Source organism: Aquimarina sp. I32.4 (genome assembly GCF_002924285.1).
GTDB lineage: Bacteria > Bacteroidota > Bacteroidia > Flavobacteriales > Flavobacteriaceae > Aquimarina.
In genome coordinates, this window is sequence record NZ_PGUB01000081.1 from 1 (window position 1) to 22754 (window position 22754).

Consider the following 22754-nt stretch of genomic DNA (forward strand, 5'->3'; position numbering starts at 1 on the left):
TGAAACCATTTAATGGAGTGGCAACTAAATATCTACAGAATTATATGAACTGGTTTATGGTCTTGGAACGCATAAAAGAGAATAACCAACGTCTCAAATCCTTTGCCTACTATGCCCTTGCTGGACAAAATGCATGGCAAATTTGGAAAACAACAACTGAATCAGTCATATAGTAGAATATAGCCATTCTTTTTTACCTTCTTTTAGAACCTCAAAAGCTTCAGACGCTCCTTCTTCGATATCTAGCCCTACATCTTCTACTTTATTCACAACGGCATCTTCTATTTCTTTAAAAAGGTCAATATTTTTATGACCTTTCTTTTTAGCTTTTTCTAATTGTCTTTTTTTTTGGGTTTCTTGTTTAGAAGTTACCTTTTCTTTTTTTTCTTCATATTTATTTTTGATAGATGATAAATGGACATGCAATGAAGAACCAAGGTCTAATTTCATCGTATCAGATACATAATGTATCCCATTGACATATAATGAAATCCCTGGATTGACAAGTAAAAAGATGATAAGCAATTTTAGAGCTATTTTTTAAAAAATATTCCTATTAAAAAAAAGAATGGCAAGGCTTTAAAAAGCAATGATTTTCCCATGTTGGCAAGAATAGTTTGTACAGCAGTTACAATATTGGCAAAGGTGAGATAATTGATAGCTCTTGTAAGGATATCAGAAAGTTCTGTGGTGAACCCTCCTGCAAAGGGTATTCCTGCATTGCTAATACTTGCAGTGATGCTTTTTAACTCTATCGCAATCCCCAGACCTAGCATCAAGTTCCCATTTATAGTAGATAAAAAATCGATGGCAGGAGCGATTAAGACATTACTAATCCCGAGAATAGCAAATGCTAGTGCGGTTATGATAATCCAGATTTTATCTTTTTTGATAAGACTGGATAACGTTTGGTTAATCCCCATAATAAAGTTGGTTGGTATTTTGTGTACTAATAAAGGTAATGTTTTTTACAGATGAAACATATAGGTGTTTATACCTAATTATAAGAGATCTGTTTATGGTCTATTATTTAAAAAAAGCAGAGGTTGGTTTTTATGAAAAATGTATTTTTTTTAGATAAAAAATAAAAAAACAATAAAAAACATGTCTATGTTTATATTTTTTCGTTCTCTTTAAGTAGAATGCTTGATAATTATTGATATGTCGATATGAGAATTTACTTAGTTTATACTATACTGTTAAGTATAGTTTTATCATCTTGTACTTTTGCTAAAAAAGAGAAAAAATCGTCAGATCTTATTGATGATAAGATATCTATATTGATATCACAGATGTCTCTAGAAGAAAAAATAGGGCAGATGACGCAGATTACCATTAGTGCGTTAGAGAAAAACGGAAGCCCAGGAGAACTAGATAAGAATAAACTAAAAGAAGCAATTCAGAGATATAAGATAGGATCCATTCTAAATGTTCCTAATCCAGGGGCTCCAAAACCAGAAAGGTGGCATGAAATTTTGAAAGAAATTTTAGAAGAAACCAATAAGACGGATAAAAAAATACCAATAATATACGGAATAGATGCCATTCATGGAGCAAGTTATACCGATGGAGCAGTTTTGTTTCCGCAACAAATCGGTATGGCAGCAACCTGGAATCCCGAATTGGTAGAAAAATGCATGGCAATTGCAGCATATGAAACAAGAGCCTCCTCAATACCATGGGTTTTTTCTCCAGATCTTGATTTGCCAAGAAATCCCGTATGGTCACGGTTTTGGGAAACTTTTGGAGAAGATACATATCTGTCTTCTCAAATGGGAAAGGCAATGATAAATGGATTTCAAGGAAAAGATGTAGGAGCACCAGATAAGGTGGCAACATGTGTCAAACATTATATAGGGTATGGAAGCTCTACTACTGCAAAAGATAGAACTCCTTCTATAATACCAGAAAGAGTATTGAGACAATATGACCTACCCATATTTGAGAAAAGTATTCGTGCAGGAGCAAAGAGTATAATGATCAGTTCTGGAGAGATCAATGGAACCCCTGTACATGCCAGTAAAAAAATGATAACAGAGGTTTTGAAAGGAGAGCTAGGATTTAAAGGCTTTGTAGTGACTGATTGGAAAGATATCATCTATTTACATACAAGGCATAAAGTTGCCAAAACTATGCGAGAAGCAGTAAAAAAATCTGTCATGGCTGGTATTGATATGAGTATGGTTCCTAATGGATATTCATTTTTTAACGAGTTATTTTCTTTGGTGAGTGATAAAGAAGTACCAATGTCTAGAATTGATGATGCAGTACATAGGATTCTAAGAGTAAAATTTGAGCTGGGATTGTTTGATACACCAGTTACAGACCCCAAAGATTATCCTGATTTTGGATCTTCTACTTCTGTAAAAATGTCTTATAATGCATCAGCAGAATCAATTACTTTATTAAAAAACAGAAATAACACATTGCCTTTGTCTAAAGAGAAGAAAGTTTTGATTACTGGTCCTACCGCAAATAGTATGAATTTTCTTAATGGAGGGTGGTCATATACCTGGCAAGGAGAAAAAAGTGATGAATATGCAAAGGATAAACTCACCATTTTAGAAGCATTTCAACATAAAATAGGTAAGCAAAATGTAGAGTATGCTCTAGGGACTCAGATTTTTGAAGAGATAGATATTGCAAAAACTGTTAATTTGGCAAAAAAAGTAGATTATATTGTTTTATGTCTAGGAGAGCATAACTATACCGAGACTCCTGGGGATATAAATGATTTAAGAATTACAGAGCCACAAATTAAATTAGCTAAAGCACTGGCAGTACTAAACAAGCCTATTATACTAATACTTAATGAAGGTAGGCCAAGAATAATAAATGAATTCGAGAATGATATGAAAGCAATATTACAATGTTACCTACCAGGTAATGAAGGAGCTCGTGCATTGGTAGATATTGTATACGGAGATATTAATCCAAGTGGCAAACTACCATATAATTATCCGAGGTATGTAAATTCTTTGCAAAAATATAATCGAAAGTATACAGAAAGCCTTGATAATAAGGAGCAAAATAATGATGCATCGTATCAAAAAAGCTATGATCCACAATATGAATTTGGGCATGGACTGTCATACACCACTTTTAGATATTCAAACTTGAATATTGATAGAACAGAAATTGGAGAAGAAGGTATTATAAAAATAAAGGTAGATGTCAATAATATAGGAGAAAGAAAAGGAAAAGAAGTTGTACAGTTATATATAAGAGATATGTATGCTGATATAACACCAGAGGTAAAACTTTTGAAGAGATTTCAGAAAATAGAGCTACAACCAAAAGAAAGTCAAACGGTTTTATTTACGATTGGGATTGATGATCTGAAATATGTAGATGAAAATAATAAATGGATTGCAGAAGATGGAGAGTTTGAAATAACGATAGACACCATTTCTAAAAAAGTAGTGCTAAAAAAAGAGTTATAGTATTTTTTTCTATATTTATTAACCAACTTAATTCCAAGATGAACTATCAATATATTACTAATACACTCAATTCTTTTCAAGAATTCATAAATGCTTAAATTATATTAAATGCAACCCGTTAAAACTGTAGACTCTATATTATGGACAAAAGTTAAGTTGGGGGATTTAAATGCTTTTAATCAGCTATACGAGAAATATATAGATGCACTTTATGAATTTGGAATTCAACAGACCAATGATACAGACTATGTAAAGGACTGTATTCACGATCTCTTTTTAGATATTTATAAGTATCGTAAAAAACTCTCTGATGTAAATAATGTAAAGTATTATCTATTTAAATCTTTAAAAAGAAAAATTAATAAAAAATTTAAATCAAAATTAACTTTATTTTCTGCTGAAGAGAAAAAGAATGAAATTAAATCTACCTACAAATCAGCAGAAGAAACAATTATTCAATCTGAGAATTCTTCTGAGATTAAAAAAAAACTCTCTGTTGCACTAACATCACTTTCTAGTAAGCAACGAAAAGGAATATCCTTAAAATTTGACGAAAAAAAATCATACGAAGAGATTTCTGTAATTATGGGGATTTCTATAGAATCAGTACGGACCCTTATCTATAGAGCGGTAAAAAAATTGCGAAATGAAATAGAAGTGGAGTAGAAGTGACTTTTTTTTGTCTATGTTTTCAAAGTATTGTGCTTTTATAAAGTAGAAGGTATTGAATAAGATATTTTTATATCCTATCCACTTTATCCCAAGTACTACTAATTGTATGTCATGTCAAGTTGAAGAAAAACACGAAGTACTATAACTGATATTAAAAACTTCTCAAAATGTTAAACGAAGAAGAAAAAAAGAGTTTAAAAAATAGAATAGATAGCTCAATTATCAGCTATCGTAACAAAAGAAAAAAGCAACGATTAGGTTTTTATATAGGTATTGCAGCAACTGTAATTGCTTTTATTTCTATTACTTATACAAAAAACTATGAGCATACCTCAGAAATTAAAAATTATGTGACCAATACACCTGTTGATATTGATACAGAAGGAGATGTGAAATTGGTTTTAGATGATAATAGTGAGATAAAAATAAAAGAAAAAGCATCAAGTATTACATATTCCAGCTCAGGAGATAAAGTAAACATTAATAACTCTCAAAAAGTAAAGCAATCTTCTGGCAATACATTTAATACCATTGTTGTTCCTTATGGTAAGAGAACAAAAATTACTCTTTCAGAAGGAACAAAAGTATGGCTTAATTCTGGATCAAAACTTACATATCCTGTAGCTTTTAATGGAGATAAAAGAGAAGTTTACCTCATAGGCGAAGCGATTTTTGATGTAAGTCACAATAAGGAAAAACCATTTTATGTAGTAACCGATAATTATGATATAAAAGTATTAGGAACGGTATTTAATGTGTCTAGTTATGCAGATGATTCTTATGCTACTACAGCATTACAAAAAGGGAGTGTCGAGATAAAATATAATGGGAACTCCATTTTTGGCAAATCATCCCTTAAGATTACCCCAGGAACATTGGCAATATACAATAACAAAACAAAAAATATAAATAGCAGTAAAGTCGATGTATCTAAATATATGTCTTGGCGAGATGGTAAGTTTATTTTCAAAAAAGAAAAGATGGAAGTGATTCTCAAAAAACTCTCTCGATACTATAATGTTACTATTAATATACAAAATGAAGCACTAAAAAATCAGACGTTTTCTGGCCATTTAGATTTAAAAGATACTATAGGAATGGTGATGGAAGTTCTTAAGCAAACCACAGATCTTAAATATAAAGTAGAAAATAAAGAATTCATAATTAATTAAAAAAAAGACCAACTATATGAAACGATAAAAGACTAAAATCAATGTCACACAAAAAAGTCAGAAAATGCGGCAACATTTCCTGACCTAAATCAAACTATTGCGATATCGCAATCGCTTAATATATAAAAAAACAAAATTATGAATAAAAAAATTAACGATGTTTCTTTTTTGTTTCAAAAGAAGAAATTCAATTTTTTATTAACTCTTATGCGAATTTTTATTTTATTCCTGTGTTTTGGGCTTACAAATGTATATGCATACAATTCCTATTCGCAAACCAAATTGGATATTGATGTAAAAAACGGAACTCTCGAAGAGTTGTTTGATCAAATCCATTCACAAAGTGAATTTATCTTTTTCTATAAAGATGATGTGGTAAATACGCTCAAAAAAATAACCGTAAAACGTAAACAGTCTAATGTAATCCAGATATTAGATGAAGTATTTGCCAATACAAATCTTACTTATAAAATTATTGATCGGCAAATTGTAATCTCTCGGATAAAAAAAGAAAACGGTACGAAAACGTTTTCAGAATCACCTCTCCCCATGCAGGTGGCTGTAAAAGGAAAGGTGATAACATCTAATGGAGAATCGTTACCTGGCGCAAGTGTAGTAGTAAAAAACACTAGTAGAGGTACTCAAACCGATTTTGATGGAAACTATGAACTCGAAGTAGCAAAAGGAGAAACAATGGTGTTTTCATACGTTGGTTTTACTACGCAAGAAATACTGTTTTCAGGAAAAACTGTACTCAATATCACGCTGCTAGAAGATGCAAGTGAATTGAGTGAAGTAGTGGTAACAGGATATACCCGACAAAGTTCTAGAAATATTACAGGATCAGTTTCTATTGTAGAGTCAGAAGCAATAGCCGCTACTACACCTGCAAGTTTAGAACAAGCCTTACAAGGGCAGGCAGCAGGAGTTACAGTAGGAGTAGAAGGTGGCCCAGGAGGAAATGCCGCAGTACGGATCAGAGGATATGGTACTATCAATGGTAATGATCCATTGTATGTGATTGATGGGGTACAAACAGGACAGGGGTTGAATGACCTGAACCCTGATGATATAGCTTCAATTCAGATACTTAAAGATGCCGCCGCCGCATCAATTTATGGAATCGGAGCTGCAAATGGAGTTATTATAATTACCACCAAAAAAGGTAAAAACAATAATAAGGTTTCTTTTACCTACAATACCGTCACTGGTATAGATTTTATACCAAATTCAGTATTTCCAGAAATGGCAACACCACAACAATTGGCAGATGCTTATTGGCAATCATCTAGAAATGATGGAATAGCTTTAATACATCCTCAATATGGTTCGGGAGCAAATCCAGTATTGCCAGATTATATATTGCCACAAGGAGTATTAGGAACTATAGATAGAAGTACTTATAGTTATCCAGATAATAGAATTACAAGAGCAAATAAAAATGGTACAGATTGGTTTGATGAATTTTTTAATTCAGCCTTTGTTCAGCAACATAACATTGGAATAAAAGGCGGTAGCGACCAGTCAAAATTTTATTTAGGAATAGGATTATTGGATCAAGAAGGAGTTGGTAGAGCCACAAGTTTTGGCCGTTATAATTTAAGAGTAAATTCTGAATTTAATGTCACAGAAAAATTTAGAATAGGAGAAACATTAAATGTCTCTTACTCAGAAAAAATAGGACTAAGTGACCCTTTGAGCAATAACGTGAATCAAAATAATGAAAGCCAGATTGCAGCTTTATACAGACTACACCCAATTATTCCTGTATATGATATAGGAGGCAATTATGCAGGAACAGGAAGAACACCTGGAGTGGGGATAGGAAGTAATGCAATTGCTATGGCAGATAGAAATAAAGATAATGTTACAGAAACACTAAGAGTTTTAGGGTCGTTGTATGCAGAATTAAATATAACCGATGACTTATTACTAAGGTCAACTTTTACAGCAAACCTAAGTAATTCAAAATTTTCGTTTTTTCAGCCAATAGATTATGAGAATTCTGCAGTAAGAGCAGTAAATAGACTTAGAGAAACATCTACTGATATTATTAATACAAATTTGTATAATATTCTTCAATACACAAAAAGGATTAATGACGTACATAACATTGATACTTTTGTAGGAACCGAGTTTAAGAAAAACAGTACTGAAACTTTTTATGCACAAATATCTGATTTCTTATTTACCACTCCCAATGCTACTTATTTGAGTGCAGGTACAGGAACACCCTTGGTAGGAAGTAACCAACTAAAATCTGCAAGTTTTTCGGTTTTTGGAAAAGCAGATTATGTCTATGATGACAAATACCTTTTGAGTGCTACCATAAGAAGAGATGAATCTTCAAGATTTGAAGAAGGAAATAGAATAGGTGTTTTTCCTGCAGTAAGTGTGGGGTGGAGAGTATCTGGAGAAAACTTTTTGCAAGATTCTTCTGTGATAAACAATTTACTAATAAAATTTAGCTGGGGAGAATTAGGAAACGATAACATCCCTACCTCTAGAGGAATAACCGCTTATGGGCCAAGTCTTGATTTTAATAACTACAGTGGTCAAACAGGGTATTTCTTAACCAATATTGGAGACCCTAATTTATCATGGGAAACCACCACTACAACCAATTTGGGTATAACAGGATCATTTATACAAAATGCACTAGATGTGAGTTTGGATATATATGAATCTGTTACCAAGGATATGTTATTGCCAACTCCTGTAGACCCAACAGTATATGGCAATACAATTAATACAATTTATAGAAACTTGGGGCAAATGACCAATAGAGGGATTGACTTAAGTATTGGTTATAGTAATCCAAGAGACAAAAATTTTAAGTATTCTATAGGAGTCAATTTCTCTCATTATAAAAACAATGTTGATTTCTTGAATCAAGAAAATCCAGCACCAATTCCTAATCCAGTTTTAGGATCTCAAACAGGTTTTGAAACTACTAATACAGTGCAAGGATCCCCAATATCTTCTTTTGTAGGATTTAACTGGGAAGGGATCGATCAAAATACAGGTAGAGCAATTATTACTGGTGATGCTAGAAGTATTATAGGAAACCCTCATCCAGATTTTACCTACGGTATGAATTTTAATGCAGAATATAAGAATTTTGATGTTTCCTTACTCCTTCAGGGATCACAGGGTAATGATATATATAACCTCACAAAATTTTGGACTGATTTTTATAATTTTGAAGGAGGAAAAAGTCTACACTATATAGAAAACTCATGGTCCCCTACTAATAGAGAAGGAACCTTGCCAGCATTAACATTACGAGCAGATGAATCAGTAGGGTCGTCTTATTATATAGAAGATGGATCTTATCTAAGATTAAAAAATATTTCTTTTGGATATTCATTAAATAAACAAATTACATCACGATTAAAAGTAGATAAAATTAGAATCTTTATACAAGGTAAGAATTTATTAACCTTTACAGAGTATAGCGGTTTAGATCCAGAAATAAATCTTACTAATTATACCAACCAACAAGAAGCGAACCTAGAAATAGGTGTAGATAGAGGTGCATATCCAATCTCTAGATCTTTAAATTTAGGCTTAAACATTACATTCTAAAAGAAAAGAAACATGAAAGAAATATTGAATTATAAAAAAAGTAAAAAGGTATTGATTGCTCTATGTGTTTTGATATCTGGGAGTATCACTTTTTATTCTTGCAAAAAAGAGTTAGATATTCCTCTTCAAGGGCAGTTTAGTTCAGATGTAATTACATTTGATGCTGAATGGGTTAGTTCTCAAATTACGGCAGCTTATGGTGTATTAGATGGTAATCTTGATGGTGAAGATATGTGGCGTGCTGCAGCATCTAATTGGATTTATGGGGAAGTAGCTTCTGATAATGCATATAAAGGAAGTGAATTTGGAGATCAACCCATCATTAATAATATAGAACGATATACCGCAAGCCCTAATGAAAGCAGATACTATGGGTATAAATGGAATGCCGTTTTTGAAGGAGTTGCAAGAAGTAATGAAGCAATTAGAGGAATAAAGATTGGATTAGATGATAAAGATCTTACTGAGTCAGAAGCTATTCTGCTAGAAGCTGAAGCAAGATTTTTGAGAGCTCATTATCATTTTGAAGCCAAAAAGATATGGGATAATATTCCTTATATAGATGAGAATGTAATAACATCTCAATCTAATGAAGGTATTGACTCTTGGAGTGCTATAGAAGCTGATTTTGTATTTGCAGTAAATGAACTTTTAGAAACATCAAGGTTTGCTGGTGCAGCAAATAGTTGGATAGCCAAGGCATATCTTGCCAAAGCACATATGTATCAATTAGATTATGATGCTGCTAAGCCCATATTGGATGATATTATTAATTCTGGGCCTTATAGTTTAACCCCAAAGTATTCTGACAATTTTAATGCAGCAATGAATAACAATTCAGAATCTATTTTTGCAGTACAGAATACAGTAGGTGATGGGGCTTCTCAAGATAGAAATGGTAATTGGGGAGATGCCCTTAATTTTCCTAACGGGGCTCCAGTAGGCACCCCACCTACAGAAGGAGCTTGTTGTGGTTTTTTTCAACCCTCACAAAATTTGGTGAATGCCTATAAAACAGATGCCTCAGGCTTACCACTATTAGATACATTTAATACTGTAGATGTAACCAGTGACGATGGTGTTACCTCAGATACTCCATTTACACCATATACAGGAGAGTTAGACCCTCGATTAGATTGGAAAGTAGGTCGTAGAGGAATTGATTATAATGGATGGGGTATTATGCCAGGACAATCATGGATAAGAAATCAACCCAATGGAGGACCATATGTACAAAAAATTACTGTATTCAGAAAAAGTCAATTTGAAGACGGTAGTGTAGATGCAGGATTAGCATGGGCACCAGGAGTGAGTGCAATGAACACAAATATCATCAGGTTTGCAGAAATATTATTGTGGAGAGCTGAAATTATGGCTGTAAAAGGAGAAGGCGATTTAGGAGCATCTCTAGTAGACAGAATTAGATTACGAGCGTCGAATCCAGCAGATTTTGTTCAAGAATTAGATGCAGAAGGAGAACCCAATGGTACTCCTGCAGCCAATTATGTAATTAGTACTTATGGAAGTTTTTCTAGTCAGGATCAAGCAATAAAAGCAGTGGCTCATGAATATAGAATAGAAACAGCATTAGAAGGGCATCGATTTTTTGATCTAGTACGTAGAGGAAAAGCGGCACAGGTGATAAGTGCATATCTTACTGTTGAAATAGCAAAAAGATCACATCTCAATAGTGCTTCTTTTATACCTGGAAAGAGTGAGCGTTATCCGATACCACAAACCGTTATTTCGGTGAGTAACGGAAAAATTAAGCAAAATGAAGGATATTAATTAGGTTTATTTTGAATTTTCTAAGAACAGTATGTATTAACACATGCTGTTCTTTTACATATAATACAATAACAATATGCGATACAAATATTTGATGTTTTTTGTAAGCTCAATACTACTTATTGGATGTTCACAAAAGAAAGAACCAGAGAACAACCATCAAATATTTAATAATTTAAAATCGTCATTCACAAGAATTCAATTTAGTAATGATCTTATAGAAAATGATTCTTTAAATTATTTTACATACTCATATGTGTATATGGGAGGTGGGGTAGCTACTGGAGATATCAATAATGATGGACTAATAGATGTTTATTTTACAGGGAATCAAGTGTCAAATAAGTTATATATAAATAAGGGGAATCTTAAGTTCGAAGATATAACAGAAAAAGCAGGTGTTGGCGGAGATGCAAGATGGTATACTGGGGTGACCATGGTAGATATTAATGCAGATGGATTTTTGGATATATATTGCTCGGTAAGTGGCAAATTTGGTTCAAAAAAAAACCAGTTATTCATTAATAACGGTGATGACACATTCTCAGAGAAAGCTTCAGAATATGGTATCGATGATATAGGAAATAGCATACAAGGAACGTTCTTTGATTATGATAGAGATGGTGATCTAGATTTATATGTAGCAAACTACCCTCCTACAAAGTTTAATGCACCTAATTTCTATTATAAATTCAAGATGGCAAATGTTAAGGATGAAGAAACAGATCACTTATATAGAAATGATGGAAACTCATTTACAGATGTAACAGAAGGTGCAGGAGTAAAAAGTTTTGGACTCACATTGAGTGCAACCATTGGAGATATTAACAACGATAAGTGGCCAGATATATATGTATCCAATGATTTTAGTACTCCAGATTATATGTATATAAATAATCAGGATGGTACATTCAAGGAAGTAGTAAAAAAAGCAACTTCACATACTGCTTTTTTTGGTATGGGAGTTGATATAGCAGATTATAATAATGATGGGAATCTGGATATTTTTCAGGTAGATATGGATGCACATAGCAATCGTAGAAAGAAAGCAAATATGGCTAGTATGAACCCTGCTTTATTTTGGGGAACCGTCAATTCTGGATTTCATTACCAATATATGCACAACTGTTTACAAATTAATACAGGAATGCTACAAGATGGAGTTCCTTATTTTTCGAATGTTTCAGGTATTACAGGAACTAGATCAACAGACTGGAGCTGGGGTCCCCTTTTTGCAGATTTTGATAATGATGGGCGTAAAGATTTGTTTGTAACCAATGGTACCAGAAGAGAAATAAACAATAACGATTACTTTGAGCGTATGGGCAGACAAGGTAATAAAAATGATAGCCTCTTGCAGAAGAGTTTGATGATCCCCTCAGAAAAGATAGATAACTTTATGTTTCGCAATGTGGGGGATTATACTTTTGAGCAAGTGAATAAGCAGTGGGGTATAGAATACAAAGGATTTTCTAATGGGGTAGCCTATGCAGATTTGGATAACGATGGAGACTTAGAAGTTATTACCAATAATATTGATGACCAAGCATCTGTTTTTGAAAATAAAAGTTCAGAAAAAAATAATTACATAACCATTCAATTAGAGAGTACTACAAAAAATAGATTTGGAATAGGAAGTAGAGTATATCTGGAGATAGGGGATCAGACCCAAATGCAGGAGCTTACATTGTCAAGAGGTTTTCAATCATCTGTAGCCCCACAGCTACATTTTGGGGTAGGTAAATCACAAACCATAGAAAAGATAAAGATTATATGGCCAGATGGAAAATTACAATCGATAGAAAACCCTGCGATAAACCAAAAATTAATTGTCAAGTATAAAGATGCAATAGTTCAAACATCAACTACAAAAAATACATCAAAGATATTTACTACAGAAAAAGGAGGATACTTCCCCCTATACAAACATCAGGAAAATAAATACAACGACTTCTCAAAACAAGTATTACTACCTCATAAAATGTCAGAATTTGGGCCTGGATTAGCTGTGGGAGATATAAATAATGACGGATTAGAGGATTATTTTGTAGGAGGAGCATCAGGTTACGCAGGAAGTTTGTTTTTACAAAATAAAACAGGATTTATAAAACAAGATATAGAAATATTTAAGGAAGATAAATTAAGTGAAGATATTGGAGCCGTTATTTTTGATGCCGATAAAGATGGGGATAATGATTTATATGTAGTAAGTGGAGGGAATGAATTCTTACCAGAATCGATATCGTTACAAGACAGATTGTATATCAATACTGGTAATGGTCAATTTATCAAAGCCAAAAAAGAAGCATTACCACAAATGTTTACAAGTGGTTCTAGAGTATACCCTCTTGATTTTGATAAAGATGGCAAACAAGATTTATTGGTCTTAGGGCGACAAATACCAGGGAAATACCCATTGCCCGCGCGTAGTTATTTGTTGAAGAATAATAGTCAAGATGATGAGGTAAAGTTTGATGATGTTACTGATAGGTATGCAAAAGATTTTATCAATTTAGGGATGGCAACGAGTGCGGTAATCACTGATTATAATAATGATGATTGGCCAGATATTATTGTGGCAGGAGAATGGATGTCGATCAGGATTTTTAAGAATATTAAAACAGGATTTAAAGAAGTATCACAAGAGTTAGGGATCACCACCGATATGACAGGATGGTGGTGGAGTATCAAGCAAGGAGATTTTGATCATGATGGTGATATGGATTATATTCTAGGAAATAATGGGTTGAATTATAAATATAAAGCCACAGAAGAAGAAACTTTTGATATCTACGTTAATGATTTTGATAAAGATAATAAAGAAGATATCGTATTAGGGTATTACAATGAAGGGCAACAATTTCCTGTACGAGGAAGAGAATGCTCATCGGATCAAATACCAACGATTAAACATAAATTTAAAGATTATACTAGTTTTTCTACAGCCACACTAGTAGATGTATATACCAAAAAGTCATTAGAGACCGCATTGCATTATCAAGTAAAATCCTTTACAAGTATATATGTAGAAAATCAGCAAGATACATTCATTATTCATGAGTTACCTATAGAAGCACAGCTCTCATCTATAAATCAGGTGCTAGTCAACGATTTTGATAAAGATGGTCATCTGGATGCTGTACTTGCAGGAAATTTATATGGTTCAGAGGTAGAAACACCTCGCAATGATGCAGGGTATGGGTTATTTTTACGAGGTAATGGTAAAGGGGAATTTAGTGCCGCTTCTATTACAGAAAGTGGATTATTTATACCAGGAGATGTAAAGGACATGGTTATGATAAGAGCAAAAGGATTAAACTATGTACTTGCAGCCAAAAACAATGATTATTTACAGGTCATAAGATATGAGTAATCAACCAAGCAAATGCAATGCATGTTCATTCGCTATTCATAAAATTAACATTCTTTTTTTATATGTGATTAGGGCTTATTTATAAAACTTATTTGTTGTAGTGTTATATTCTGTTTATAAAAAGGTAAAACGTTAACGTTTGTTAGTCAGTGGTATAAGATGTGAACGCCGTATTGCTCATGATGTTTTACCAGAGTGTAGTGTTAAAATCATTATCTTGCTTATTCAATTCAGGGCTACACAATGGATAATATCTCAACAATTATTTTAGCAGGATCTCTCATTATTATTATGTTAGGAATGGGGTTGTCGTTGGTTGTTGGTGATTTTAAAAGAATATTTATTTATCCAAAAGCAATATTACTGGGGTTAACCAATCAAATATTGATTTTACCATTATTAGGTTTTTTACTAGCAACATTATTTCCTATCGAACCTGAAATCTCTATTGGAATTATGATTTTGGCTGCATGTCCTGGTGGGCCAACATCAAATTTGATATCTCATTTGGCAAAAGGCGATATAGCATTATCGGTATCCCTTACTGCATTGAGTAGCTTTATAACCATACTTACCATACCTTTTATTATAAACTTTGCACTGCTTCATTTTTTAGAAGAAGGAGAAATGATTGAATTAGATATTGCTAAGACCATTATTCAGATTTTGGTAATTACTGTAATTCCTGTTGGTATTGGTATGTTGATCAGGAGATATAATGAAGCATTTGCATTGCGAATGACCAAACCAGTAAGGAGAGCCTCTGGTATTGTGATTATATTAGTAATTGCAGGAATTACTATCAAAGAAAAAGACAATATCGTTTTTTATATTCAGCAAGCAGGAGCTGTAGCCTTGTGCCTAAATGTGATTACAATGGCGGTAGGATATTATTCGGCAAAGTTGTTTAAGATTAGAAATAAAAGTGCGGTATCGATTGCTATTGAATCAGGAATACAAAACGGAACGTTGGCTATCTCAATAGCTGTTGTATTATTGGGAAATACATCCTTTGCTGTAGCTCCTGCCGTATATAGTTTACTTATGTTTTTTACAGGTGGAATAGCTGTATATTTAGGTATGAAAAAAAGCAACCATCAAAAAGAAAATTAAGACTTGATGTTTACTATATTTAAATTAATGACAATTTAAAAAAATAATTTAAAAATGGATATTAAAAGCAAAATCAAGATTCTTATTATAATACCGCTTGCCATTTTATCTTCTTGTTCAAATGGATTAGAGGAAAAAATAACTAAAAATTGGAAGGTATACAAAATGGAGAAAGTTATAAACGGTTATAATCAAGTGAGTATTGATGTAAATTCTAAAATGTCATATAATTTTTTACCTAAAAATAAAATACAGATGATAACCCAAATGGGAAACAAGATGAAGGGTACATGGCTTATAGAAGATAGTATTATTAGTATATATGTTAAAGAAGAAAAAAAGCAACTTAATATAATAGAATTAACTGATGATAAATTGACACTAGTATCTGGAGAATTCAAGTTTTTTTTAGAAAAATAGCTGCTCATTTATAATGTTAAAGGTAAACAAAGGTATTTGCTAATAGTTGGTTATAATACATGTGTGTCTTTTTTGATCAAATGCAGTATACAAAAATGGTGTAAGTAGTTAAGGATATTAAAACAAAACCCAGATAAAAGCTGATTTTTGTCATAGTTATTCTAAAACAAGCAGAATGTTACTTTTTTGGTGACAGTATGAATCTAACCTTATAAAAATTACGATGTATTGTCTTTTATGATAAAAAACTCTTTTTTACGGATATATTCTTTCCAGTATAGAAATTCATGTGATTATTAAAAAAAAACATCAAAAAAAACTCTTTCTCATATCTAATTCTCATTTATAAAAAAGTAGTTGTTAGGTATTTATTTTGGCGGTAGTAAAAAGTAAAAAATCGCAAATTCTAGGAATGATAAAAGTCATATATCTCCCTTTTTCTTGTCAATATTTTTGAGAGATAACTTTAAAATCTTTCAAGATGAAAAAAGTAATAAATATTGTATTGGTAGTACTATTGGGGGTAACAAATTTTGTTTCTGCACAGGATGGAGAGAGCAACAAAAGTGATTTTAGTAAATGGCAATTTAGATTACGAGGTATAGTAGTATCGCCAGATGCGAGCGCTACCATAGATGCCATTGGTGGTGATGTAGATATCTCTACAGCAATTGTACCAGAGCTGGATATCACTTATTATTTTACAGAAAACTGGTCTGCAGAATTGATTCTTGCAACAACAAAGCATGATGTAGAAGCAGTAAGTACCGCTACGGGAGATATTGATTTAGGTGATGTTTGGTTATTGCCTCCTACTTTATTAGGGCAGTATCATTTTACAGGAGGAGATTTTGTGCCTTATCTTGGAGCTGGTGTAAACCTTACTCTTTTTTATGGAGCAGATGAAGGGTCTGTAGCAGATGATGTATCTTATGATACGGCAGTAGGATTTGCTTTTCAGGGAGGATTTGATTTTATGCTTAATGACAAATGGTTTATCAATGTAGATGTAAAAAAAGTGTTCTTAAGTACAGATGTCACCGTTAATGCTACTTCTGCGTTAGGAGCAACTGTAGGAGCAGATGTAGATATCAATCCGTGGATATTTGGAGCAGGAGTAGGGATCAAATTATAGAGAAAACATATGGTATATACAAAAAACCGTTTGGCAGAATGTCAAACGGTTTTTTTGTTCATAGAATATATTATTATCTGTTTAGCATTAATACCTCATTACAAACAATCTCTGTGATATATCGTTTTTGCCCTTCACTATCTTGGTAACTGCGAGAAGTAAGTTTGCCTTGTATAGCAACCTCATGCCCTTTACTCACATGTTTTTCTACAATATCGGCCACTTTACCCCATGCGATAATATTATGCCATTGGGTATCTGTAATTTTATCTCCTTGCTTATTATAATAATGATCATTGGTAGCAATAGAAAATTTTACTAGTTTTTTGCCAGAATCTAGATGTACGATTTCTGGTTCTTGTCCTAAGTTTCCAATCAACTGTACTTTGTTTTTTAGCGTGTTCATGATTTTAATTTTTTCGTGTTCAACAGTTAATACTTATTTATGATTGTATCAAACGTGTACATACTTTTTATATAGATGTATACGGTAATTTGATACCACAAACATATACAGGTATTATACTGGGATTCGGTTAAGAAATACTTGTTTTCGTTTGTAGTCGTTTACATTCGTTTGTAAACGTTTACAAATAGGTTCCTTTATGATCTATGTTTTTTATACTGTGTATTATTTTAGAATAGCTATCGGGAGCGGGAATTCCTTTTTAATGTTGGATATAGCTTTTGCTTAAAATCGGTAATTTCTTCTTTTAATTTTTTGTTAGCACTATTCAATAATTCATTTTGATGTTTCATGATGCTTAATAGGTCATGCATCGCATTGAGGTTTTCTAATTGAACGGAAACGATTTCTTCTAAATCAGCTTTGGTGTATCTTCTACTCATGATTAATATTTTAGATAGTATTCTTTAGATTTTCTAAACAAATCTATTTATTTTCTATCTAAATTCAAAATAAAACTTTAGAAATTCTATATTTTTCATATCAATAGTTAAATTTATCTCAACAAATTCGAAAGATTTATGACTGCCTTAGGACTGTATTTGACTAAAAAATCTATTAATAGAGCAATGGTGTCCAGACGCACAGGAATTAGTCAAGCAAGATTATCTCAATTAAGTTCAAATAACTCAACAAGGCTTAGGGCAAAAGAGTTGTATTTAATTGCGTTAGCAATTGATATTGACCCAGGAGAAATGTTCAAAGAAATTTTTAAAAATGTAAAATTAAAATAGCATCAAAACATTTTTAAAGTTTTAATTTTTGGTGGTATAACAACTTAATACCATTTGTGTAGTGAACACAAAAGAAGAGAAATGTTTTCGAGAGCTAGGTGCTAAAATCAAGCAATTAAGAGAAGAAAAAGAGATTGATCAAAAGTCATTTGCTTTTGATTGCGAGATAAGAAGAACTCAATTATATATGATCGAAAATGGTAAAACGAATCCTCGATTGCTTACTTTGATAAAATTAACGAATAGATTAGAAATTCCTATTGATAAGCTTTTGAAAATGTAATAGATAGTTTTTTACAGATTTAAAATTAAAGTTGCATTTTGATATTTTTTGTTTTTGAGTTGTATGTAAGTCTTCACATAAATAAACGGTTACTAATTTTTTAAGCTAACGGAAAATTTCAGGAATTGAATTGAAGTGAAAAATTTACCGTTAGTCAGAATTACACAAAATATTGTGGTAACATTTATAACTATTATGACATATATGTATAAACAAGAAAAATAAAAGAAATGAAAAAAACTATTTTTATAATAGGGTTGATAATCGGAATCGGTTTTGTGGGGAATGCTCAAGAGGGTATTCTTACAGGAAGTAATGGTAAAAACGATTTCACATATAATATTGGAAATATTAATATTGGTGGTCAAAAATACTATGATTATCGTTTATCAATATCCAAAGGAAATAAAAGCTCCAGGTTGGCTTTTATTAATTCAGGATTTTCAGAAAATGCTGTTTTAGAATATCATACTTCTAAGCAATTAAGGTTTCAGAAATGGATGGATGGAGTTTGGAATGGTACATTGATGAGTATTGATTATGTAAATGGTAACGTAGGAATAGGTACCACTGACCTAAAACAAAAACTATCAGTAAAAGATGAAAGACCTAGAATTGCTTTAGTAGATAATAATGGTGATGCTGGAGTGATAGAGTTCTATGAAGTCACTAATCAGATACGTTTTCAAAAATGGTTAAACTCAGGAGGCTCTTTTGATAAAACAATAATGGCACTAAGCGGAGATAGTGGCTTTGTGGGAATTGGGACTACAAAACCAGATATGAAGCTCACCGTAAAGGGCAATATTCATGCAGAGGAAGTAAAAATTGACTTAAGTATTCCTGCTCCAGATTATGTTTTTAAAGAAGATTATAATCTTAGAAGTATAAAAGAAGTAGAAAATTTTATCAAGAAAAATAGCCATCTCCCTGAGATTCCATCAGCAAAAGAGTTTGAACAAAATGGAGTGATGCAAGCTGAAATGGATATGAATCTTCTTAAAAAAATTGAGGAATTAACTCTTTATACAATTCAACAACAAAAAGAGATTGAAAGTCTAAAAAAGGAAAACGAAGAAGTGAAATTATTGAACACAAAACTTCTCGAATTGCAGTTAAGGTTAGAAAAATTAGAATCAAAAAAGTAGAACACTTATAACACAAAAAGTGTTGTTTTCATAAATGCTCAAAATTATATCTTTTAAGCTTAACTTACTGTCCAAACAAATGTAGTAACTCCAATGGCACGCGGATAGGCCAACGCTATATGACTTGTTGACTGATCCAGATTTGAGCAAAGGGTAACTTCACTACGTACCTCACGATACACTAGCTTACGACCTACTAAAATGGCTCGAAATGTTCTCCCATTTATAAAGACTTGCGCTCTATAGATGAATTATTTATCTTCGATAAATAAAAAACACCCATGCTGGGTACACACAACTTGTATCATGTATGTGCGCCCTTGCGGGACGTAAATGTGCAATATAAAAATGTTAACTAAAAGTCTATCTTTTGCCTTACTCAAATGTAAAAAATGAAAATATTATTTTCACTACTGATTGTTTCTGTATTAATTACTTCTTGTGTTTCTAAAGTTTGGAGACCTAAACTAATAGGAATAATAGTTGATGAACAAGGAAAGCCGATAGACAGTTGTATTGTTGGAGAAACATATACTGATAAAAATGGAAAATTTGAACTGTTAGAAAAAACAACTAAGGAATTTTTTAGTGTTTTTGGAGAGCCTCCAATTTTTATTTCAGAACAAATTAGAAAGAATGGTTATGAGCCAAAACAATTAATTGCTAGGAATCGTTATGGAGGAGTTTCAAAAGGAACCATTTGGGATATGGATACTGTTCGGTTAAGAAAAAAGATTACTGATTTTTCAAGAATAAAATTAAAGGATTATTGGCTTGTGAGTATGACTAAAAAGTTAGATACAGTTTTTATGACTAAAAAAGAACAAGAATATGATGAAGCAAAAATAGATTTTATTTCAAGAAATTGTCATACTTATTCAGCAGGATACTATTATGTAGGAATAAATAACCTTCCTGAAAATGTTTTTGAAAGACATATCGAGTTAGATTTAACGGATACTATTTTAAAAATTCAAAAAGTATTGATTTATGGCGATTCTATCACAAGTGAAAAGACAAAATACGATACCATTTACACACAAGGAACATGGAAACAAGAGTACAAAACATTATATTTTAAAACTGACTTACCTGAAATAAATGGAACTTATAAGGTCTTTAATTTTAATCATGATTCTATGGAGTTAGTTAAACAATAATTTCACCTTTTAAGGTTGAAAATATAAGTATGAATATTGCACTCCAAATAGTGTGTGTAAAAAAATAGATCTTTAGTTAGCATAGGGTAAAATCCTTTTAGATACTGTTATTTGATGATTTTTGAAACATCGTTTTTATGTTCCACTAGATGGAAGCAGAAAATTTCTTAGTTTTGGATAAATAAATTAAACATAATAGCACTTCGTAAGCTCCATTGATCAAACAGTTTGTCTTTGTTATCGTTGCCACACGATTGAATAAAAAGTGTTTAGATTGAGCTTGTTGCGATGTTGGTGATACTTAATTCAATGAAATGAAAAAACTAATAATCTACACCTTGATATTTGTGCCATTTTGCTTGTTCTCACAAGAAAATAATAATACAACGAAGCTTCTATTAGATAGCTTGAGCAAGAATCAAATTCAGTATTTGTATGATGGAGAGATCATGAAGTATTTAGAAATTTATTCTCAAAATTATACAGACTTAGGGGGTGGCCCTAATGGAGATGGTACTGTTGATTTTGTTGGTTGGAAGGAAAAGCTGAAAGAATTTGTATCATCAAAAGAATTCAAAAAAGTTAAAGGGAAACCTATTGATGAAATTTTTGATGTAGAGAATCAAGAAATTTTGAATTACTCTGAGATTATTCAAGAAAAAGGAGAAATAAATAGATTTTCTTTTGTGTTAAAAGAAGGCGATTATTTTGTTTTATTACGACCAAAAGATGGATCACCATTGAATGATGCTTGGTTTGGTATATTTCGATTTGAAAACGGTGATTGGAAAATTATAGCAGGTGATTAATAAACTGTTATCAATAACTGAGTATATGGCAAGCGTTATATGTGCCGTTAACTGATCTGTTACTTACCTGAAATAATGGAGAAAACGTTACTCATCAAGAACTATTATTTCTATCTTTATAGTCTGTTATACTAAATAAACATATTATCTGTGTCTTTCTCAAAAAGGCAAGCTATACAAATGAGTAGTTAATACATAGAAGTCTTTTGATTTCTACTGTACAGATGATTATAGCCAATTAATTTATCCAATTTTAATGCTAACAATTGATTATAAATCGATTGCTTTATGACTTTGCGATGTATTAGACATTGCATAAAGTGATGATAATACAATGATTAAGAATGAATAGTAAACAGTTAATAAGTAATAGTATAGAGGTGTTTTATAATAAAGCATCAGAAGAGACTAGGCTTGACAAAGGAATGGGAGTATTTGAATTTGAAAGAATTAAATCACTTATAGAAAAATATATCTCATCATCATCGGCTACAATACTTGATATTGGTGGTGGAACAGGAAAATATTCAGAATGGCTTGCAAAAAAAGGACACCAAGTTCATTTAGTAGAACCAGTTTCAAAACACATTAAAATAGCTAAAAACAGAGCCAATAAATTAAAAAATAAATTTTCTGTTTATCTCGGTGAATCTCGAAAATTAGAATTTCCGAATAACTTTGCAGATTTAATAATACTGCATGGGCCTCTTTATCATCTTCAAAAAAAGGAAGACAGAGATATAACCATTTGCGAAGCTAAACGAGTTCTAAAGAATAACGGAATTATTTTAGGTTTTGCCATTAATTATACCGCATCAACTTTGGTCGGTCTTTTAAATGGTCTAATTCATAAAAAAACATTTTTTGAAATGTGTAAAGAAGAATTAACCACAGGAATGCATAATCCACCAGATGATTTTCCTTGGCTTTTGGCTGAAGCATATTATCATAAACCAGCACAACTTAAAGATGAGTTTATAAATCAAGAGTTGATCTACCTTGCTACTTATGCGGTGGAAGGAATGGCTTGGTTAGATAAAAGTTATTTTGCCAATATGCTTAATGATAAAAAGAAAAAGACATTGTTAGAACTCACTCAAGTTACAGAAAACGATAGTTATCTATTGCCTTTTAGTCCACATATAATGATAGCAGTAAAAAAACAAACCAAATATGGAAAATAAAGAAAGATATTACAAAGCATTTATAGAAAATAAGGGACAATTAAATGAAATTGACCTTGGAGAAAAATTTGGTCTTGGCGAGAATGAAACAAGAGAAATAATTGTACAACTTCTAGCTGAACATAAAATAGAATATACAGAAAATAGAGCTTGCAATTATAGTCTTGTAAAAAGGAAGAAATGGCAATAGTTATTAATAAGAGCATAAATTAGTTTATCTTTTGTTTTAAAAATCCTTATTTTTAGGTTGTGAGAAGAAGAAATAA

The 22754-nt window shown here is 31.9% G+C and carries 20 protein-coding genes; 16 read left to right on the top strand and 4 right to left on the bottom strand.

Annotated elements, in window-relative coordinates; all coding sequences use genetic code 11:
- Nucleotides 1-165 precede the first annotated feature (165 nt).
- Nucleotides 166-525: a hypothetical protein gene (locus CVD18_RS16260; RefSeq protein ID WP_103866485.1), complete on the bottom strand. Its 360-nt coding sequence runs from the start codon at nucleotides 523-525 to the stop codon at nucleotides 166-168.
- Nucleotides 526-533: 8 nt separating this feature from the next.
- Nucleotides 534-923 carry a hypothetical protein gene (locus CVD18_RS16265; RefSeq protein WP_103866486.1) on the bottom strand — a complete coding sequence of 130 codons (390 nt, stop codon included), beginning with the start codon at nucleotides 921-923 and terminating at the stop codon, nucleotides 534-536.
- A gap of 246 nt (nucleotides 924-1169) precedes the next feature.
- Here CVD18_RS16265 and CVD18_RS16270 point away from each other — a divergent pair, with 246 nt between their 5' ends.
- The 9 genes from CVD18_RS16270 to CVD18_RS16310 all read left to right on the top strand — a co-directional run bounded on the left by CVD18_RS16270 (nucleotide 1170) and on the right by CVD18_RS16310 (nucleotide 16704).
- Nucleotides 1170-3443, top strand: a complete 2274-nt coding sequence (locus CVD18_RS16270; protein ID WP_103866487.1) for a glycoside hydrolase family 3 N-terminal domain-containing protein — start codon at nucleotides 1170-1172, stop codon at nucleotides 3441-3443.
- A gap of 108 nt (nucleotides 3444-3551) precedes the next feature.
- Entirely contained in the window at nucleotides 3552-4109 is a 558-nt protein-coding gene (locus tag CVD18_RS16275) for an RNA polymerase sigma factor (protein ID WP_103866488.1), read from the top strand.
- A 173-nt stretch (nucleotides 4110-4282) separates the two neighbouring features.
- Nucleotides 4283-5287, top strand: a complete 1005-nt coding sequence (locus tag CVD18_RS16280; RefSeq protein WP_103866489.1) for a FecR family protein — start codon at nucleotides 4283-4285, stop codon at nucleotides 5285-5287.
- A gap of 138 nt (nucleotides 5288-5425) precedes the next feature.
- Complete coding sequence (locus CVD18_RS16285) at nucleotides 5426-8875, top strand: TonB-dependent receptor (protein WP_103866490.1); 3450 nt, start codon at nucleotides 5426-5428, stop codon at nucleotides 8873-8875.
- A 12-nt stretch (nucleotides 8876-8887) separates the two neighbouring features.
- Nucleotides 8888-10663 (top strand): RagB/SusD family nutrient uptake outer membrane protein, encoded by a 1776-nt coding sequence (locus tag CVD18_RS16290; RefSeq protein ID WP_103866491.1) that lies wholly within the window; start codon nucleotides 8888-8890, stop codon nucleotides 10661-10663.
- 76 nt (nucleotides 10664-10739) lie between these two features.
- Nucleotides 10740-14036, top strand: coding sequence for a VCBS repeat-containing protein (locus tag CVD18_RS16295; RefSeq protein ID WP_103866492.1), 3297 nt, complete (start codon nucleotides 10740-10742; stop codon nucleotides 14034-14036).
- 243 nt (nucleotides 14037-14279) lie between these two features.
- A complete protein-coding gene (locus CVD18_RS16300; protein ID WP_103866493.1) occupies nucleotides 14280-15149 on the top strand; it encodes a bile acid:sodium symporter family protein in 870 nt (289 codons plus the stop codon).
- A 54-nt stretch (nucleotides 15150-15203) separates the two neighbouring features.
- Nucleotides 15204-15569 (top strand): lipocalin family protein, encoded by a 366-nt coding sequence (locus CVD18_RS16305; protein WP_103866494.1) that lies wholly within the window; start codon nucleotides 15204-15206, stop codon nucleotides 15567-15569.
- Between the two features lie 481 nt (nucleotides 15570-16050).
- The gene (locus CVD18_RS16310; protein ID WP_103866495.1) at nucleotides 16051-16704 is read left to right on the top strand and encodes an OmpW family protein; all 654 of its coding nucleotides are present in this window, start codon (nucleotides 16051-16053) and stop codon (nucleotides 16702-16704) included.
- Nucleotides 16705-16777: 73 nt separating this feature from the next.
- On the opposite strand, the gene CVD18_RS16315 is transcribed toward CVD18_RS16310, so the two are convergent.
- Both CVD18_RS16315 and CVD18_RS16320 read right to left on the bottom strand, forming a co-directional pair.
- A complete protein-coding gene (locus CVD18_RS16315; RefSeq protein ID WP_103866496.1) occupies nucleotides 16778-17110 on the bottom strand; it encodes a single-stranded DNA-binding protein in 333 nt (110 codons plus the stop codon).
- Between the two features lie 239 nt (nucleotides 17111-17349).
- Entirely contained in the window at nucleotides 17350-17553 is a 204-nt protein-coding gene (locus tag CVD18_RS16320) for a hypothetical protein (protein WP_103866497.1), read from the bottom strand.
- Nucleotides 17554-17691: 138 nt separating this feature from the next.
- On the opposite strand from CVD18_RS16320, the gene CVD18_RS16325 reads away from it, so the two are divergent.
- From CVD18_RS16325 to CVD18_RS16355, 7 genes are all read left to right on the top strand, one after another.
- The gene (locus CVD18_RS16325; protein ID WP_103866498.1) at nucleotides 17692-17904 is read left to right on the top strand and encodes a helix-turn-helix transcriptional regulator; all 213 of its coding nucleotides are present in this window, start codon (nucleotides 17692-17694) and stop codon (nucleotides 17902-17904) included.
- A gap of 61 nt (nucleotides 17905-17965) precedes the next feature.
- On the top strand, nucleotides 17966-18187 hold the full coding sequence (locus tag CVD18_RS16330; RefSeq protein ID WP_103866499.1) for a helix-turn-helix domain-containing protein: 222 nt from the start codon (nucleotides 17966-17968) through the stop codon (nucleotides 18185-18187).
- 230 nt (nucleotides 18188-18417) lie between these two features.
- Complete coding sequence (locus CVD18_RS16335; protein WP_103866500.1) at nucleotides 18418-19335, top strand: tail fiber protein; 918 nt, start codon at nucleotides 18418-18420, stop codon at nucleotides 19333-19335.
- A gap of 392 nt (nucleotides 19336-19727) precedes the next feature.
- The gene (locus CVD18_RS16340) at nucleotides 19728-20495 is read left to right on the top strand and encodes a hypothetical protein (RefSeq protein WP_103866501.1); all 768 of its coding nucleotides are present in this window, start codon (nucleotides 19728-19730) and stop codon (nucleotides 20493-20495) included.
- A 314-nt stretch (nucleotides 20496-20809) separates the two neighbouring features.
- A complete protein-coding gene (locus CVD18_RS16345) occupies nucleotides 20810-21304 on the top strand; it encodes a hypothetical protein (protein ID WP_103866502.1) in 495 nt (164 codons plus the stop codon).
- A gap of 344 nt (nucleotides 21305-21648) precedes the next feature.
- A complete protein-coding gene (locus CVD18_RS16350) occupies nucleotides 21649-22488 on the top strand; it encodes a class I SAM-dependent methyltransferase (protein WP_103866503.1) in 840 nt (279 codons plus the stop codon).
- Nucleotides 22478-22678: a hypothetical protein gene (locus tag CVD18_RS16355; protein ID WP_103866504.1), complete on the top strand. Its 201-nt coding sequence runs from the start codon at nucleotides 22478-22480 to the stop codon at nucleotides 22676-22678. The genes CVD18_RS16350 and CVD18_RS16355 overlap by 11 nt, the downstream gene beginning before the upstream one ends.
- Nucleotides 22679-22754: the final 76 nt, after the last annotated feature.

Coding starts and splice junctions, on each gene's coding strand:
- CVD18_RS16265 (WP_103866486.1), bottom strand. CDS start 923: ATGGGGATTAACCAAACGTTATCCAGTCTTATCAAAAAAGATAAAATC.
- CVD18_RS16270 (WP_103866487.1), top strand. CDS start 1,170: ATGAGAATTTACTTAGTTTATACTATACTGTTAAGTATAGTTTTATCA.
- CVD18_RS16275 (WP_103866488.1), top strand. CDS start 3,552: ATGCAACCCGTTAAAACTGTAGACTCTATATTATGGACAAAAGTTAAG.
- CVD18_RS16280 (WP_103866489.1), top strand. CDS start 4,283: ATGTTAAACGAAGAAGAAAAAAAGAGTTTAAAAAATAGAATAGATAGC.
- CVD18_RS16285 (WP_103866490.1), top strand. CDS start 5,426: ATGAATAAAAAAATTAACGATGTTTCTTTTTTGTTTCAAAAGAAGAAA.
- CVD18_RS16290 (WP_103866491.1), top strand. CDS start 8,888: ATGAAAGAAATATTGAATTATAAAAAAAGTAAAAAGGTATTGATTGCT.
- CVD18_RS16295 (WP_103866492.1), top strand. CDS start 10,740: ATGCGATACAAATATTTGATGTTTTTTGTAAGCTCAATACTACTTATT.
- CVD18_RS16300 (WP_103866493.1), top strand. CDS start 14,280: ATGGATAATATCTCAACAATTATTTTAGCAGGATCTCTCATTATTATT.
- CVD18_RS16305 (WP_103866494.1), top strand. CDS start 15,204: ATGGATATTAAAAGCAAAATCAAGATTCTTATTATAATACCGCTTGCC.
- CVD18_RS16310 (WP_103866495.1), top strand. CDS start 16,051: ATGAAAAAAGTAATAAATATTGTATTGGTAGTACTATTGGGGGTAACA.
- CVD18_RS16315 (WP_103866496.1), bottom strand. CDS start 17,110: ATGAACACGCTAAAAAACAAAGTACAGTTGATTGGAAACTTAGGACAA.
- CVD18_RS16320 (WP_103866497.1), bottom strand. CDS start 17,553: ATGAGTAGAAGATACACCAAAGCTGATTTAGAAGAAATCGTTTCCGTT.
- CVD18_RS16325 (WP_103866498.1), top strand. CDS start 17,692: ATGACTGCCTTAGGACTGTATTTGACTAAAAAATCTATTAATAGAGCA.
- CVD18_RS16335 (WP_103866500.1), top strand. CDS start 18,418: ATGAAAAAAACTATTTTTATAATAGGGTTGATAATCGGAATCGGTTTT.
- CVD18_RS16340 (WP_103866501.1), top strand. CDS start 19,728: ATGAAAATATTATTTTCACTACTGATTGTTTCTGTATTAATTACTTCT.
- CVD18_RS16345 (WP_103866502.1), top strand. CDS start 20,810: ATGAAAAAACTAATAATCTACACCTTGATATTTGTGCCATTTTGCTTG.
- CVD18_RS16350 (WP_103866503.1), top strand. CDS start 21,649: ATGAATAGTAAACAGTTAATAAGTAATAGTATAGAGGTGTTTTATAAT.
- CVD18_RS16355 (WP_103866504.1), top strand. CDS start 22,478: ATGGAAAATAAAGAAAGATATTACAAAGCATTTATAGAAAATAAGGGA.